This is a genomic window from Paenibacillus sp. HWE-109, from assembly GCF_022163125.1.
GTDB lineage: Bacteria > Bacillota > Bacilli > Paenibacillales > NBRC-103111 > Paenibacillus_E.
Genome location: NZ_CP091881.1, coordinates 1,725,480 through 1,740,939, shown reverse-complemented (window position 1 = coordinate 1,740,939; position 15,460 = coordinate 1,725,480). Strand labels below are relative to the sequence as shown.

Annotated in this window: 14 protein-coding genes; 4 read left to right on the top strand and 10 right to left on the bottom strand. The window is 47.3% G+C overall.

The annotated features are described in order from the left end of the window. Positions 1-13 precede the first annotated feature (13 nt). Positions 14-1,450 (top strand): MocR-like pyridoxine biosynthesis transcription factor PdxR, encoded by a 1,437-nt coding sequence (gene pdxR, locus LOZ80_RS07020; RefSeq protein ID WP_238170752.1) that lies wholly within the window; start codon positions 14-16, stop codon positions 1,448-1,450. A 45-nt stretch (positions 1,451-1,495) separates the two neighbouring features. On the opposite strand, the gene LOZ80_RS07015 is transcribed toward pdxR, so the two are convergent. Both LOZ80_RS07015 and LOZ80_RS07010 read right to left on the bottom strand, forming a co-directional pair. Further along, complete coding sequence (locus tag LOZ80_RS07015; RefSeq protein WP_238170751.1) at positions 1,496-1,714, bottom strand: hypothetical protein; 219 nt, start codon at positions 1,712-1,714, stop codon at positions 1,496-1,498. 166 nt (positions 1,715-1,880) lie between these two features. Continuing rightward, positions 1,881-2,654 carry a squalene/phytoene synthase family protein gene (locus LOZ80_RS07010; RefSeq protein WP_238170750.1) on the bottom strand — a complete coding sequence of 258 codons (774 nt, stop codon included), beginning with the start codon at positions 2,652-2,654 and terminating at the stop codon, positions 1,881-1,883. Between the two features lie 231 nt (positions 2,655-2,885). Between LOZ80_RS07010 and shc the strand changes: the two genes are divergently transcribed. Beyond that, a complete protein-coding gene (gene shc, locus LOZ80_RS07005) occupies positions 2,886-4,859 on the top strand; it encodes a squalene--hopene cyclase (protein WP_238170749.1) in 1,974 nt (657 codons plus the stop codon). A 633-nt stretch (positions 4,860-5,492) separates the two neighbouring features. Here shc and LOZ80_RS07000 read toward each other — a convergent pair. The 4 genes from LOZ80_RS07000 to LOZ80_RS06985 all read right to left on the bottom strand — a co-directional run bounded on the left by LOZ80_RS07000 (position 5,493) and on the right by LOZ80_RS06985 (position 9,930). Continuing rightward, positions 5,493-6,341, bottom strand: coding sequence for an AraC family transcriptional regulator (locus LOZ80_RS07000; RefSeq protein ID WP_238170748.1), 849 nt, complete (start codon positions 6,339-6,341; stop codon positions 5,493-5,495). Between the two features lie 6 nt (positions 6,342-6,347). Continuing rightward, positions 6,348-7,886, bottom strand: coding sequence for a sulfatase family protein (locus LOZ80_RS06995; RefSeq protein WP_238170747.1), 1,539 nt, complete (start codon positions 7,884-7,886; stop codon positions 6,348-6,350). Positions 7,887-8,072: 186 nt separating this feature from the next. Next, complete coding sequence (locus LOZ80_RS06990) at positions 8,073-9,074, bottom strand: hydroxyacid dehydrogenase (protein WP_238170746.1); 1,002 nt, start codon at positions 9,072-9,074, stop codon at positions 8,073-8,075. A gap of 10 nt (positions 9,075-9,084) precedes the next feature. Beyond that, positions 9,085-9,930, bottom strand: a complete 846-nt coding sequence (locus LOZ80_RS06985; protein WP_238170745.1) for a sugar phosphate isomerase/epimerase family protein — start codon at positions 9,928-9,930, stop codon at positions 9,085-9,087. Positions 9,931-10,085: 155 nt separating this feature from the next. Here LOZ80_RS06985 and LOZ80_RS06980 point away from each other — a divergent pair, with 155 nt between their 5' ends. Next, a complete protein-coding gene (locus LOZ80_RS06980) occupies positions 10,086-10,982 on the top strand; it encodes an AraC family transcriptional regulator (RefSeq protein ID WP_238170744.1) in 897 nt (298 codons plus the stop codon). Positions 10,983-10,991: 9 nt separating this feature from the next. On the opposite strand, the gene LOZ80_RS06975 is transcribed toward LOZ80_RS06980, so the two are convergent. Beyond that, positions 10,992-11,855 carry an AraC family transcriptional regulator gene (locus tag LOZ80_RS06975; RefSeq protein WP_238170743.1) on the bottom strand — a complete coding sequence of 288 codons (864 nt, stop codon included), beginning with the start codon at positions 11,853-11,855 and terminating at the stop codon, positions 10,992-10,994. Positions 11,856-12,046: 191 nt separating this feature from the next. On the opposite strand from LOZ80_RS06975, the gene LOZ80_RS06970 reads away from it, so the two are divergent. Continuing rightward, complete coding sequence (locus LOZ80_RS06970) at positions 12,047-12,790, top strand: phytanoyl-CoA dioxygenase family protein (RefSeq protein ID WP_238170742.1); 744 nt, start codon at positions 12,047-12,049, stop codon at positions 12,788-12,790. A gap of 20 nt (positions 12,791-12,810) precedes the next feature. Here the strand turns inward: LOZ80_RS06970 and LOZ80_RS06965 are convergent, their stop codons facing one another. The 3 genes from LOZ80_RS06965 to LOZ80_RS06955 all read right to left on the bottom strand — a co-directional run bounded on the left by LOZ80_RS06965 (position 12,811) and on the right by LOZ80_RS06955 (position 14,931). Then, positions 12,811-13,230 (bottom strand): NucA/NucB deoxyribonuclease domain-containing protein, encoded by a 420-nt coding sequence (locus LOZ80_RS06965; RefSeq protein WP_238172919.1) that lies wholly within the window; start codon positions 13,228-13,230, stop codon positions 12,811-12,813. 397 nt (positions 13,231-13,627) lie between these two features. Further along, positions 13,628-14,326, bottom strand: coding sequence for an aspartate/glutamate racemase family protein (locus tag LOZ80_RS06960; RefSeq protein WP_238170741.1), 699 nt, complete (start codon positions 14,324-14,326; stop codon positions 13,628-13,630). Positions 14,327-14,496: 170 nt separating this feature from the next. Then, a complete protein-coding gene (locus LOZ80_RS06955; protein ID WP_238170740.1) occupies positions 14,497-14,931 on the bottom strand; it encodes a hypothetical protein in 435 nt (144 codons plus the stop codon). Between the last annotated feature and the right edge of the window lie 529 nt (positions 14,932-15,460).

Sequence of the window (15,460 nt, the reverse complement as noted above, 5' to 3'; positions counted from 1 at the left end):
GATGAACTTAGTCATGTGGAAACCAGATAGATCAACTAGAAAACCTATTTACCAGCAAATAACAGATTACATGGAACGCAGAATTTCTTTCGGTGAATTTCCGCCTGGAAGTGTGCTGCCTTCAGAGAGAAAGCTGGCTAACCTGCTCGGAGTAAACCGCAGCACCGTTGTCCTTGCCTACGAGGAACTGCGGGCTTCCGGCATCGTTGAAAGCGCTCAAGGAAGCGGCACACGGGTGACGAAACATAAATGGGGGCTTACGCCTAAACAAACTCCGAATTGGAAAACCTATGTCGAAGGCGGTACCTTCCTTCCGAATCTTCCTTTCATTCGCAGAATTCGTGAGGAACTGCGCAAAAAGACGGGGATCATCGACTTCGCAAGCGGGGAATTATCGAATGATTTATTTCCTGCGGACACCATACGCAACCTGCTGCAAGAGCATCCCTTCCTTGGACAACTGGGCTATGAAGACCCGCAGGGCTATCGCCCTCTGAGACAAACGCTTGTCTCGTTTCTAGAGGAGCACTTGCAGATTCAGAGTACAGATGCTTCCATTCTGATAACATCAGGCTCTCAGCAATCCTTGTATTTGATCACTCAATGTCTCCTTAGCCCGAACGACGCGGTTGCCATCGAGGATCCTTCTTACAGTTATTCCTTGCCCATGTTTCAATCCGCAGGATTACGTCTATTTCGATTGCCTGTCGATGAGCATGGCATTAATCCCGAGGATATGATTACGTTATACCGACAGCACCGTATACGCATGATCTTTTTGAATCCTAATTTTCAGAATCCCACAGGCAGCATCATGGCGACCGAGCGCAGAATCCGCTTGCTCGAGATTGCTTCCGATCTCGGAATTCCGATCGTTGAGGACGATCCTTTTACACTCACAGCTCTGGATGGGAACCCTCCGCCTACCTTGAAGTCATTGGATAAAACCGGCAATGTCTTGTACATAGGATCCCTTTCCAAAATTGCCGCCTCCGGCTTACGCATTGGCTGGCTGCTGGCTCCTCAAACCGTTGTTGATCGCTTAACTGACGCACGGCAGCAAATGGATTTCGGCTTGAGTACGATTCCGCAATGGATCGCTGAACAATTTATTTCCGAAGGGCATTTCGAGAATCATCTGAAGGCCTTGCGAAGAGAATTAGAAAAGAAAAGAAATGAGATGGTTCGAGGTTTGCAAACGATTATGGGCGATTATATGTCCTATACGTTGCCGCAGGGCGGGCTTAATCTTTGGTGTAAAATCAACCGGGAAGTCGATGATTTCAAATTGCTGGATGAGGCCATCAAACGAGGCGTGCTCTTTGTTCCGGGTAGTGTTTATGGTTCTGATCAAGGTCATATTCGTATCAGTTATGCGAGACCTCATTTCGATGAGATCCTTCCTGGCCTTTGTTATCTGAAAGAAGCTTTGGACATCCATTGTAAGTAAAAGATGACAACGTCTTCGAATTCAATCCCGAAGACGTTGTCATCTTTATTCAACAGCGTACCGTATATAAGCTAATAAGGCCAACAACCCTGCCGCAATCGCAATGACATAGAGAGCAGTAAGTCGCACCCATTTTACCCCTGTTTTTTGAAAATACGTTTGATCCCCGTCCTGATTCTTGCGCGAAATCCCGATCATAACCGTAGCAACAGAACCGAACAGCAAGATAACCGCAAATATGATGTAATAGGCATATAAGTTCATAAGACACCCCTCTGATCCATTTTGTTAGTCCATATGTCTATGAGGAAAGTATAGCTGAATGATCTATAAATATCATCAGCCACTTTTGTCCCTTTCATACCATCCACTTGGCTTGTACAACAAAAAAGAGCAGACTGCCGCGGCACCTGCCCCTTCCTTCCGATCATCATGTTACGCGGCTCACTATTTTCAATACAGCATCTCTTGTCAACTTGTTCCCGCCTGCGGAGATGAGGTTTACGGTTGCATGAGCCAGCGCTAATGGGATCTTGCAAAATTTCAAAGCCGGCCCATTCTTCAGATCAGCTACATACGAATCAGCGATCTGCAAGTTGCGGCGTGTATACTGCTGCATTTCCTTGAATCCCCATCCATCTGGAAAGAAACTCACACCGCGTTCCGCATCTTCCTTTTGATTTCTAAGAATATTTACCGCCTGTAAACCTCGTCCAAAGGCAACCGCCTTCGTTAAATCAGATTTGGTGCCGTCATGCCATAACCAAAGTTCGGATAACATTTCTCCAACCATGCCTGCCACGCTGTAGGTATAACGATCCAAATCCTCTTCTGTCTGGATATGCCACCCTTTTTGCACCCATTCTGCCATTTCGAAGGCCATTTTGGCAATGTAGCGAAAGACAATTGGCGCTGCTGTCGTCGGACAAAGAATGAACCAATCATTCAGCTGCAGCGTCACATCAGGGAGATTCTTCTCGTATGGAGCGAACAGTTTCTGTGTAGCTTCCTTCAAATCTGAAGTTTGAAATACTTCGCTAACGCCAAACAAGAGCTTCACTTTCAATTCATCTGTCAGTTCATGATGATCCTCAATCTCATCTATGGCCCGCATACACAAATATGCAGAGGATACAGCCTCCTTCAGTCCCGCATCCAAGTGGCTTATGGGGATATAAAAAGTACGGCTCGTTTTCTTCAACATGGTCAGTGCATCGGTCAGTGCGGTGTTATTAATGACAATTACCTCCAAATATGCGCTTAGCTTTTGACTTATTCATAGTTTACTACCTATCATAACACACTTTGATAATGTCAATCCAAATATCGGCGTGGCGATTAAGTTAAAGTAAAGTTCATCGCATGATCTTCCGCGAGATTCATAAGATGGAGAGATGAATCTAAATTCGTTTTGGAATAGGCAGGTGGACGAGAAATGCCTGTTTGGAGGGACGTTGCCGCGGAAATACACCGCATGACCGGCATGCTCGAACGTGTACAAAAAGAAGACGGCTCTTGGCGATTTTGCTTTGAAAATGGTATTTTGACAGATGCCTACTTGATTATTGTCCTTAAGACGTTGGAACAACCGCAGGAGACGCTGATCAGGCAGCTCCATGACCGAATCCTTTCCAAGCAGGAAACGAATGGCGCCTGGAAGGTCTACCAGGATGAAGAAGACGGTAACCTAGACGCCACAGTTGATGCCTATTACGCGTTGTTGTATTCCGGCTATAGCCAGAAAACGGACGAATCGATGCTAAAAGCAGCAAAGTTCATCCTCTCCAAGGGTGGCCTCCAGCAAGTGAAAACGGTCCTCACCCATGCTTTTCTAGCAGCTACCGGACAATCCCCATGGCCAACTTCGCTAAAAATCCCACCGGAATTCTTGCTGCTGCCTCCTTCCTCACCGATCAGTTTTTTCGACTTTTCCGGATATGCGCGCGTTCACTTTACACCAATTTTAATAATGGCGAATCTAGGTTTCAGCAAGCGCAACGCCGCTACACCTGATCTATCCGATTTGTATACCCGCAATGACTGGACGTCTGTTGAGAGGCACAACTCAGAGCGGGAAGACTTAACTTCCACCCGCACGCTCAAGGAGCTGCTCAGCACCATTCAATCCGCCCTGAAGGAACTGTCAGGACTGCCATGGCTCCTACGTGATCGCGGGATACACTCTGCGGAGCAGTATATGCTCAAACGGATAGAAGCCGATGGAACGCTTTACAGCTATTCCTCCTGTACGCTGCTCATGATTATGGCTTTGCTGGCCCTTGGGTATGATAAGCAGCACCCTGTTATTACAAATGCACTCAGCGGCCTAACGGCGATGCTATGGAACCTGAACGGACACGTTCATCTGCAAAATTCTCCTTCAACGGTTTGGGATACAGCCTTGCTTTCTTACGCTCTCCAGCAAGCCGGCACATCGCCGGATCACCCCTCCATTCGCAAATCGATGGATTACCTGTTGCGTGTTCAGCAAACCCTATTAGGCGACTGGAGCCTTCATGTATCTCATCCCCTTCCCGGCGGTTGGGGCTTCTCCGAGTCCAATGCAATTAACCCGGATGTTGACGACACTACTGCTGCTCTGAGGGCTATACGGGGATTATCACTCGTTGACCCTGAATACCGCGATGCTTGGAACCGGGGCTTAAACTGGGTGCTGTCTATGCAAAATAAAGATGGCGGCTGGCCCGCTTTCGAGAAAGGAGTCACCAACAAGCTGCTCACCTTGTTCCCGATCGACGGCGCGGCTGACGCGGCTATTGACCCTTCTACGGCTGATTTAACGGGAAGAACGTTGGAATTCCTTGGGACAACCGCAGGTTTGGATAGGAAACATGCTTTCATAGGAAGAGGTGCCGATTGGTTGCTCAGCAACCAGGAAGCGAACGGATCATGGTACGGACGCTGGGGGATTTGCTATATCTATGGCACATGGTCAGCCCTGACAGGTCTAGCGGCTGTGGGAATTGAAGCAGATCACCCTGCTGTCAGGAACGCCGTTCAATGGCTGCTTAGCATTCAGAATGCCGATGGCGGCTGGGGGGAATCCTGCACCAGCGACCGCAGCAAACGATATGTGCCGCTCGGCGCCAGCACTCCCTCCCAAACGGCATGGGCACTTGATGCCCTTATCGCCGTAAGTCCTGAACCGTCGCCCGAGATCGATAAAGGCATAGAGCGATTGCTCAGCCTACTGCATCTGGAGGACTGGACGACTCGCTATCCCACAGGCTCAGGGTTGCCGGGCTGCCTCTACACCGATTATCACAGTTATCGCTATATTTGGCCGCTCCTCACACTGAATATGTATCAAAACAAATATGCGAAGGAAACTTCGAGGAAACTCTTACGAACTCAATATCCCTTATTCGAGCAAAAACACTCACTCTGAAAATCTAACGAATTCCTGAGGCGCTGCTTCAAGCAAATGATCACCATTTCGCTAATAAAGTGCCGGGTAGCGCCAACTCCGTTCATTAAATCTCTACAGTAGCCATTTTCCGGTCTATAAGCATCCTACCGTTCATTAGTTGCCTTTGGAGACCGAAAACTTCCAAATTAAAGAAAGCTGCGGGACGCCAATTAAGAAGAGCGGCTGTGCCGCCCTAAGAGATGAGCGACTTCATATCGGTTTTCAACAATCTAGCGGACCCTAGTTCCCTTTGGGCTTTGCCGTGACAGAGAGCGTCGTGTGAAAAGGAACTATGTTCCTCTATATGGCGAAAACTGGGGTAAACCTAGCATGAAAGGGAACTGAGATCCGCTATTTAAGCGGAACCTGGCGATTCCAGCGGGGAAATGGTGACATAGCGGATCGTAGTTCCCTTTGAAGCGAAATATAGCGGTTTTCGGCACTATAGCGGATCGTAGTTCCCTTTGACGCGAAATATAGCGCTTTTCAGCACTATAGCGTACTGTAGTTCCCTCAAACTCGCTATCCTGACACTTTTTGCTAGTATCGCGGCTTGATACGAACTCTTTACAAAAAAGAGCTTATCCAGGGATCCCCCAGACAAATTCTTTTTCATCCCAATTGGCCTTTGTACGCTCTGGGCGAAACCCCATAATACTTCGTAAATGTCCTTGTGAACGCATATAGCTCTGGATAGCCCAAGGACAGGGCAACCTCCGTCACGGACCAGTCACATTCCCGCAATAGGCGAGCGCCCTTCTCCATTCTTAACTTTTGCAAATAGTGCTGCGGTGAACAACCGAACTTCTTAACAAAAGCGACGGAAAGATGGGAGCGGTGAATCCCCACCTGGCGGGCTGCATCTTCAATCCGAATATTTTCGGTAAAATGCAGATCCAGATACGCCTTCACTTGATCGAGCCAATGGGTCCCCGCCAAGCTAGTCGAACCCTTCGCGCTTATTTTCATTTTCCAAAATAAATCAAACAACAAACTTTGTTCCCTCAAAGGATCATGTTCCTGCTTTTCAAATAATTCAAGCACGCTGTGAATAGCCCCAATGACATTCGGATTCACGATCCCTTTGGTCCAGAACAGCGCAGTTGAAAGCCCTAAATCGGCAAGCATATGGGGCAGTTGGTGCCCTTCCATGGCTAGCCAGGCCATCCGCAGGGGCAGCGTGTTCGGCGCCTCCATGGTTTCATACACATAAGAAATACCTGGAAACAGACAAAACAAATCTCCCCTGCTGAGGATAACGATTTGATGGCCGTTCGTAACCCTCACGGTTCCTTGAAGAATCCAATGGATGCTGATCTGTTCGATAACTTTAGGTCCAACATGATAGCTGGGTTTGGCTATATTCTGTCCAGCCCTTACAACCCAGCATCCTCCGGCAGTTTGTATGTCTTGGGGAATTGAATACCAAAAGTCGGCAAACTCATTTCCAAATTCCTGCATGTCACATTAAGCTCCCCATATCCTCGGCATCGGCATTGGTTCTTTGCCAAGTTCTGCCCATGCATACTTGAGCAGCAATTCGGATTTCAAATCGGCAAATGCCTGATCCGCCCAAAGATTATTAATTTCTCCAGGATCATTTTCCAAATCAAAAAGTTCCCCGTACGTTTCATTATAGTATATCGTGATCTTAAATCTATCATTGACATAGGTTTTCTGATGAATCGTCGTTGGTTGATGATGGAATTCGCACAATACATGGTCTCTTGCCTGTTCCTTCTGACCAAGCCAGACTTCACGCTGATCTACGCCTGTCATGGTCCGTGGAATCGGAATGTCGCAGAAGGAGAGGAACGTTGGCGCCAAATCAACTAACGATTGCAGAGCGGAACTTTCTTTTCCTTGCGGTATATGACCTGGGTAACGTGCTATAAAAGGGATTTTGATGAGATCCTCATAATGAAAACCGCCCTTGGCCTGCAAACCGTGCTGCCCAAAGAAATGACCGTGGTCCGTCGTAAAAATCACGATCGTATTTTCAGTCAAACCAAGCTCATCGAGTTTATCCAAAATCTTGCCGATATAGGCATCCATCATGCTGATCATGCCGTAATACACAGCTACCATCTTCGCCTTATGCTCATCGGTTAAGCGAAACTTGTCCCCATAGCCATAGTACAGATGGGAGTGATATCCGTGAGCCTCATGACCCCCAGGCTCTTTCAGATAAGAGAAATCAGGATTATCCTCCTGGGTTAATCCAAAATGCGGTGGATTTTTATCATGTTCCCCTGGTGTCACCACAGGAATCGTCAATTGGGATGGATCATACATCGTATCCCACGGCTCTGGCACCAAATATTCCGGATGAGGATCAAAGAAGCTGCTCCAGAGGAAAAAGCTCTCCTCCTTGTCTTTGTACGTTTCCAACATCGCATTTGAACGTTCCGCAATCCACGTATTATAGTGAAACTCTTCCGGAATAGGCCATTTATACGTCGTTGAAGGGTCCATCGTACCCGTTGGAGGCAAGAAATAGTCCCGCCAGTTCAGACATCCCTTCTCCTCTAGCCACAGTGCATAATGTTGGCCGACATGGGCTTCGTTCGTATGATTTCTGGCGAGCTCCACATGGTCGAATCCATAAAATTTCTCTTTATAATTTCGCCAATATTCCAAATCCTGCATGATCGGATATGACTCAACGGAAGGATATTCCTCTGTAGAACGCAGCGGCTGAAAATGGGCTTTGCCGATTAAGGCGGACTGATAGCCACCCGCACGGAAATCTTCGGTCATCACATGTCGATCCTCCAACAGCTTGGTCCCAAGCGTCCAGGCACCGTGCTGACTTGGATACATCCCAGTAATAATAGACGCCCGCGTTGGCGTGCAGGTCGGATTCGGACAATAGGCCCGATTAAACATCGTACCTTCTCGAACTAAACGATCCAAGTTCGGTGTCGAAATTTCATGATTATAAGCTCCGAGCGTATTCCAGTGCTGCTGATCGGTTGTAATTAGCAATATATTAGGTTTCTTCATCGTAGACTCGCCTCCTATTGGGAATATCATAGCTATGAATATGTTTCATTGACAATGGCTTCAAGTTGTCTATTATTATCATTTTGTTAGATTTTAACGCTATGAGCCGAGTGCATTGGTTGCGGAACATGAAAAAGATCACAAGTCACTAAGCCCAAGGGCAAGGTGACATTGTGATCTTTTTATTTATTTGGGCGTTAGTCTGCGGTAGTGAGACAAGGTGACTTGACCAAGCAGTTCTTCGCCACTTACAAAACGCTGCAGCTCATCCACGATGAAATCGCAGAGTTCACGTTTCAGCAGGCCATGATATCCACCGATATGCGGCAGGCATAGCACGTTCTGCAACGTCAGCAAAGCATGATCGGCAGGCAGCGGCTCCTCGTCATAAACGTCTAGCGCTGCGAAAATACGACCTGTGCGCAGCTCCTCCACGAGAGCCTTCTCCTCTACAATAGGTCCTCGCGCTGTATTCACCAAGAGCGCTCCATCGCGGAGCCGCTTGAGCTGCTCAGCACCGACCATTCCTTGCGTGCGTGGCGTCAATGTCGTGTGCAAGGAAACAATATCACTGCGCTCAAACAGCTCATCTAAACCGCAAAGTTCTACACCTAGCGCAGCCGCTTCCTCCTGAGTACAATAGCCAGAGGTCAGCAATATCTGCACTTGGAAAGGCTGCAGCATCCGAATGACCTGCTTGGAGATTTCACCGTAACCAACAAGTCCGACAACTCTTCGTGTTACACCAAGAATCGTTTCCCGATTGTTCTGGCTCCACTGCCCCTGTTTCAAGCGATGGCTGTAACCAGCTATGTCCCAGGCTCCTGCCATAATAAGCGATACTGCACATTCTGCTGTCGAGAGGGCGAGCACTTTATTGGCCGATGTCACAGCAATGGAAGTGGCGAACACGTCCTCATTGACAATAGCCGCTACACTGCCGGCTCCATGGCCGATAAACTTCAATCTATCCGCCCGTGCAAGCACCTCCGGCGTAAAATAAGGAGATCCCCATGAGGTGATGCACGCATCATATTCACCGATTCGCTCAGCCAACTGATCTATCGTAAATCTTTCATTGATGGGGACAAAATCAACCTCTGAACAACGCAACAATTTATTCAATGTGTGCTCCGGCCAGAACAACTCCCGTAATCCAGCGTCAGATATGGCAACTAAAGTTTTCATGTCGTGGTCCTCATTCCCCTATAGATTGAAAAATATCGTTTAGCATTCGGGTATAGCCAGGAAATATGATTTCCGGCTCCATACCGGGAAGTTGCAGTTCCTTGCGCCATTTGCTTTCCCACTCGAGGGAATAGCTGCCGCTGTAGCCTGTCTTCTCAAGCAGCTCAATAATTTCACGAATCGGGATTTGTCCCTCCCCGACCTTCGTATATTTCCAGTTGCTCTCGATCGGATCTTCATAAGGAATCCCATCTTTGATATGTACATGCACGCAATGCGAGCCCAGCAGCGCTATTGTTTCTTCCGGGGATTCTCCCTCTTCCAAAGGATGGATGACATCATAGATGACAGCGCAATTCGGGCGATTAACGTCATCCAGCAGCTTGCGCAGCACACGGCCAGTGGCAAATTCATTATGCGTTTCGATCCATACCTGAACACCGCAGGAGGCTGCATAGTCGCAAGCCTGCTGGATCCGTGCTACGATATCGCTGTATACGATGTATGGCCCCGGCTCATCTCTACGGCTAGTGAAGTAGCCTAGAAAAATCCTTATCCCACAAGCCTGCAAATCGCTAGCTAGTGAACATACGTTTTGAAAATCAACAAGCTGCGCTTCATCTTCAGGTCGGCCTGTCAAGGTGACACTTGAGCCAATGTTGGTGATGCGAATACCCGCCTTCTCGAATTTCCGAACGGCCTCTTCTCGCTGCTCTAACGTCATTGCTGTCGATATGCCCCAATACGGCCCTTCCCGCAACTCCATACCATCAAAACCGCACGTCTGTGCTAAGGCAATCATCTTGTCCAAGGACCACCCCTCGCAAGGCAGTGTGCTGAAAGCCAGTTGTCTCATCCTGTACCCTCCGCTTCTTCTCCTCTATGCTTCTACATTATGGCATGGTCATTTAGGCAGCGCTTTCCCTTTTCCATGTATTTTTTGAACTATTCCACGAATCCGTGTACCATAATGCTTAGAACACAAATAAACGACGATCCGCGGAGGACATCATGCCTGATTATCCGATCTATGCGTACAAGGAGATGCTTGATGAAGAGTTTCCTTTTAAAATTGAGGTGCGCAGACCGCTTACGATGAATCGCCATCTACACGCCCACGAGCATCTACAGTTGTGCTATATGTTGTCTGGCAGTTGTCTGCATTGGGCCGCAGGTCAGCAATATGTGCTGACCAAAGGGGATCTGTTCTCGATTCCCCCCTTTCAGGAGCATCGTTTGGAAGAACGCAATGCGATGGATTTCGTCATGATCCAGGTCGATTTCATGCCCCATGCCATCAATGAAAGCTTTCGGGACATGTCCCAAATACAAACCTTTGTCGATTTTGCCTATATTCGCCCCCTTATATCCGAAGCCGATTTAATGCCAAAAATGACGCTTCCACCCTCTACTCAGACTGTGGTGGAGAATCTATTGCAAGTCACACTTGTAGAATGGGAAGAGAAGGAAGAGGGGTATAAACTGGCGATCAAAGCCGAGCTGCTCAAGCTGCTCGTCATTACCTGCCGACAATACCAACGCCATTCTCAGATGCAAAGTCCGAATGAACGTCAAATTGTGGCTCATCATCGGGAAGCTTTCTATGAGGCAATTGCTTACATGGAGACCCATTATCAGGAGGAGCTTCATTTGGAGGGAATGGCGGCCAAAGCCTTAATGGCCGCATCATATTTCAGTCATATGCTGAAGTTGGTGAGGGGCAAATCATTCATCGAACTTTTATCAGCCATCCGCATTCAGGCATCTATGGAGTTGCTCCGGGGAACGGATCTTAGCGTAACCGAAATAGCTATCCGTGTTGGATATAACCACATCAGCCATTTCAACCGCACGTTTAAGAAACATACAGGCGTCACGCCAGGCGATTATCGTAAACATCAAACTTAAATGCGGGGACTACAGCCTATTACGCTGACGCTTTCGAAACTCCGTAGGCGATACGCCATGAAATTGCGTAAATTGTTTCGTGAAATGGTGAACCGAGGAATAACCGAAATCCTCCGCAATGGCGGTAACGGATCGGTTGCTCTCCCAAAGTGCAGCTTCCACATGCCTCATGATCGCTTGGGTCCAGTACGCCTTGGGAGACATGCCTGTTGCTTGCTTGAACAATTCATGAAATTGCGTTTTGTGGAGCCCGCATTCAGCCATCCATTCTTCATAGCCTCGGCTTCTGCTTGCTTCTTTGTCGATTCGCTCGATGATAGGAAGAATTCGATAGTCTGAGAACTGGGATCGTGAAGCCGCTTGCACTAACTCTAAAAGAAAAGCTTTGACCAGACTATTGACAATTAATTCGGTATAAGGTTCTTTTTTATTGAATTGGGTCACGGCATGTATAAGGGTTTGTCCCAACAGGGAGTGGTATTGTACTGGCGTAATGACGGATAACGACTCTAACTCCGGGCAAGGATTTACAAGCGTGAGCAGGTCAGGATTAAAATTGGATTCGTCCCATACTAGATGCTGGCTTGTCGCGATATTGCAGTTCCAGAGTTCACAATACAAATTATACGTAGATAAGGGATGATCCTCATTGGAGTAAAAAGCATGTCTGACTTCAGGCGGAAAATAAATCAAGTCTCCTTTTTTTACCGGGTATGTTCGACCTCCGACCGTAATGCTTCCTCTGCCTCCGGCAACGAAATGGAAAGCATAACAATAACCGATTCTAACCCGCTCATCCTGATTTCGAACGATAGGAAAACGATAATAGTGAGCCACTCTTACAAAAGGATTAGCTGATGTTATAAGGGACATATTCCGCCTCGCATTCTCACTCATTTCACCGGAAGAATTGATCAATTAATGAACTCTTGACCAAATACAGTTGCACGATGAGATGATACCATATATCTATCTTACAACAAATATTGGAGGTTGAGCAGCTTGAACAAACAACTACAAAGCGGAAGTTTAACCAAGAAGAATTAGCGCCCGCTCGCGAAGCCATGACCCAGAAGGTTTCTAGCATTGCCGATGAGCTTTATCTGGATGGACTTATTACTGACAAGCTGGAGGATCGACCCTTTCCGTACCGATTGGCCGAGCTTTTCCAAGATTTATCAGCAGATCATTTCCTGAAATATGGCCGGAGCTGGCGCGACCGCATTCCTGGCTACTTCACGCTCATGAGCAACCCTAAAATCTTGGACGCTGTTGAATCTTTAATTGGAGGTGAGCTATTCTCGAATCCCGTGTACAACGTCCGCCCGAAAGTTCCGAAGGTAGCAGCCGGAGCCGTTCCTTGGCACCAAGACAAATCGTATTGGCCTGATGCCAATTCTAATCCCGTTATTACAGTGTGGATCCCGCTTGTTGATGCCAATGAGATAAACGGATGCCTTCATATCAAGCCCAAGACGCACCGTAAACGTGTGCTCAAATGGCATCAAGAGACTTACACAGGAACAGGTTACACGGCTTTGAAGGAAAGCCAGCTAGGCAAAACGGAAACTGTAGCCTTGCCTGTACCTGCAGGAAGCGCAATTCTTTTCAATGACCGCTGCCTGCATATGTCCACTCCGAATCTGTCTAATGAGGTTCGCTGGAGCGTTGATCTTCGTTATCAGCCTACGGATCAAGATCCTATGCTTAATCACGGTGCAGGTTTTCTCGCAAGAAGCCGCAAAAAACCTGCGCTTGTCGCTACTTTGGAGGATTGGCTTGCGAACAGGCCTGAACACGCGGAATAAACCTGACTAGGCTATCGATGCTATTTCACTTGAACGGCCACCCTTGTTCCATTCGGATATTTCTCCAACTGGTTAGAGAACCACGAGCCTGCTCCACGATTGTCCGATGGCGAAACATACCGGATATCGGCGCCTTTGCCGCCTTCCGAGCACATCGCCATCGGCCACTCGTCACGATCGAATCCGCTCTTGGTCGCAACGCCTTTCAGCGATAGTTTGCGGTGCTCTTCGGCATGAACTCGATCTATCGTGCACACAGACGATTTGCCATTCGAGATGGCATCCCTAATGTGCGCTGCCGTTTCCGGATAGCGATCACTTGGGAATGTAATGGTCACTCGGACGCCTTCTTCTCCTTGCAGAATCTCACTATTATACAAATAATAAGAAGTTGCTACTGCAAGCAGCATAACGATCAGGAATAAAAAACTCTTCTTCATGCGGATCATATTGAGTTCCCTTCTTAGATGATGAGAAATAGAACATTTGTTTGTATTATACTACAAGGAAGTACATGTTAAGCAAGCATTATTTTCAAATCTACCATCTCATCCCCTCTACTCGGTTCGTACCAATCATGAGATAAACGGCTTTATCGCCCTGAATGATGAGCCTTTTCCAACTGACCAATCCTGGGAGGGAACTACAGGCCGCTATTTATGCCAATATCGGGAATGCAAGGGTCATAGCGGAACTACAGGGTCTTATTTTCACGAAACACGCTGAATTTCCTAGTAAAAGACAAAATAGCGGACTGTAGTTCCTTCTCGCTCGCGATCATGCCACTTTTTGATAGAATAGCGCACTGTAGTTCCCTCCCGCGAGGCAGCCCCATCTCTATTCATCCCGCAATGCAAAATCCACAGCGTATTCAGCGTGAATCCTAGTCGTATCAAACACAGGAATGCTGCAATCCTTTGCCGATAGTAATAAGCCAATTTCTGTGCAGCCAAGAATCACTGCCTCTGCTCCCTCTTGGACAAGATCCTGAATGATCGCAATATAGGAGGCTTTAGAGCTTTCTTTGACAATTCCGAGGCAAAGTTCTTGATAGATGATATCATGAATAATCTTCCTTGCTGCGTCACCTGGAACAAGGACCTCAAGTCCAAATTTGTCAGTTAGTCTGCCCTTGTAAAAATCTTGCTCCATTGTAAAAGCTGTACCCAGCAAAGCGACTTTACGAATACCGCACTTTACAATCTCAGCCGCCGTCGCGTCAGCTATATGTACCAAAGGAATTGTCACTGATTCCGCTACTTCCTTAGCCATCTTATGCATCGTATTCGTGCATATCACAATGAAATCAGAACCCCCGGCTTGGAGTCGCTGCGCAGAATCAATCATGATTCGTGTAGCTTCCTCCCATTTCCCTTGATCTTGAAGCGTCTTAATTTCATGAAAATCCACCGAGTACATCAAACATTTCGCAGAATGGTATCCGCCTAGTTTTTCTTTTACACGCTGATTGATAATTTGATAATACAGCAAGGATGACTCCCAGCTCATGCCACCTATTAGCCCAATTGTTTTCATATACAACTCCTTTGAGTCATTGTAAGGAATGATTTCATTTTGGAACTAATTGTAACAGTTAAACTATTAATTCTCTACGTTCTCTAGACTAACCACACAGAACCTAGTAAAAAGTATGTTCAATCAATGAATAATCATTGACCAAACATGCTTTAGGTTCGCATAGCTAGTTAGACATCGCTTACGCCGATAAAGTTAAAGCTCTCAGGACCCACGCGAATAGTGCCTAGTGCAGATGTCTGAATAAATACACTATAAGCGGCACCAGCCGTATTGGGAGCATTGAAATCGGAACCGGAGAATGAGATTAGCTGTGGACCTAGAAGAGATAGATCCAAATTCTGAGCTGCTGAAAATACAATGACGCCTCCTGCTGTCAGCCCTCGTACGACGCTTACCAATACGGTAGTAGCTAACGGCAGAAGCGGCAGCTGCACGGCGACAACGCCCGAGAATTCAACGCGCGTCAAATTGGCTGTTCCTCCAGATAAATCAAGCGTCTGTTGAGCAATCAACTGAGGCGTATTGATAACCAGAATCGGAATTGCAATCGAGTTGGCATAACTGGCATTCTGCGATGTTTTCAAATCTAAGAAAGTTGTCATTCCATTTGGCCTCCTTTCTGTTTGTCTTATACTAATCTATGCGGCTACTCTAGCACGCGATTGGGCATATCGAGGGGTCTACTGACGCAATCTCTCCCTCTCAGTCGAATCACCGAGCCATGGCGTGCACCTGCTGGCAGCTTCATTCCATCACCAAGCAGCTCCCATATTTCCAAATCTGCAGATCGGAACGCTCCGTAATACTGCTTCTGAAAACCGAATATGAGGAGAATCCATGCCTTCTCCCCCTCGTGTTCCACTTCATAAAGCGTCGATCCCTCTGTCAAGGGCGGTTTGAACGGTGCGGGATATGTGCGACCACAGATCGATCGCCCCCCTGTTTCTCCAGATAGCAAGCGCGTATAGCTTTATAATCTGTTCGTTGCTCATTGCATCTGTTCAGCTACATTAAAGTTGGTAAATGAAGGGTGCACCCCTATTGAAATGGTCCACTGCCTTTTCCATACTCGTTGCCAAACCCTCACAAGAAACCACGTGGGTCAAGAGCTAATATTCTTTGTTTTGTCAG

What these genes read in the sequence shown, in the direction of transcription:
- LOZ80_RS06965 (WP_238172919.1), bottom strand. Translation starts at nt 13,230, where the DNA reads ATGAAGAAGAGTTTTTTATTCCTGATCGTTATGCTGCTTGCAGTAGCA.
- LOZ80_RS06980 (WP_238170744.1), top strand. Translation starts at nt 10,086, where the DNA reads ATGCCTGATTATCCGATCTATGCGTACAAGGAGATGCTTGATGAAGAG.
- LOZ80_RS07000 (WP_238170748.1), bottom strand. Translation starts at nt 6,341, where the DNA reads ATGCAGGAATTTGGAAATGAGTTTGCCGACTTTTGGTATTCAATTCCC.
- LOZ80_RS07010 (WP_238170750.1), bottom strand. Translation starts at nt 2,654, where the DNA reads ATGTTGAAGAAAACGAGCCGTACTTTTTATATCCCCATAAGCCACTTG.
- LOZ80_RS06990 (WP_238170746.1), bottom strand. Translation starts at nt 9,074, where the DNA reads ATGAAAACTTTAGTTGCCATATCTGACGCTGGATTACGGGAGTTGTTC.
- LOZ80_RS06955 (WP_238170740.1), bottom strand. Translation starts at nt 14,931, where the DNA reads ATGACAACTTTCTTAGATTTGAAAACATCGCAGAATGCCAGTTATGCC.
- LOZ80_RS07015 (WP_238170751.1), bottom strand. Translation starts at nt 1,714, where the DNA reads ATGAACTTATATGCCTATTACATCATATTTGCGGTTATCTTGCTGTTC.
- LOZ80_RS06960 (WP_238170741.1), bottom strand. Translation starts at nt 14,326, where the DNA reads ATGAAAACAATTGGGCTAATAGGTGGCATGAGCTGGGAGTCATCCTTG.
- pdxR (WP_238170752.1), top strand. Translation starts at nt 14, where the DNA reads ATGTGGAAACCAGATAGATCAACTAGAAAACCTATTTACCAGCAAATA.
- LOZ80_RS06995 (WP_238170747.1), bottom strand. Translation starts at nt 7,886, where the DNA reads ATGAAGAAACCTAATATATTGCTAATTACAACCGATCAGCAGCACTGG.
- LOZ80_RS06975 (WP_238170743.1), bottom strand. Translation starts at nt 11,855, where the DNA reads ATGTCCCTTATAACATCAGCTAATCCTTTTGTAAGAGTGGCTCACTAT.
- LOZ80_RS06970 (WP_238170742.1), top strand. Translation starts at nt 12,047, where the DNA reads ATGACCCAGAAGGTTTCTAGCATTGCCGATGAGCTTTATCTGGATGGA.
- LOZ80_RS06985 (WP_238170745.1), bottom strand. Translation starts at nt 9,930, where the DNA reads ATGAGACAACTGGCTTTCAGCACACTGCCTTGCGAGGGGTGGTCCTTG.
- shc (WP_238170749.1), top strand. Translation starts at nt 2,886, where the DNA reads ATGCCTGTTTGGAGGGACGTTGCCGCGGAAATACACCGCATGACCGGC.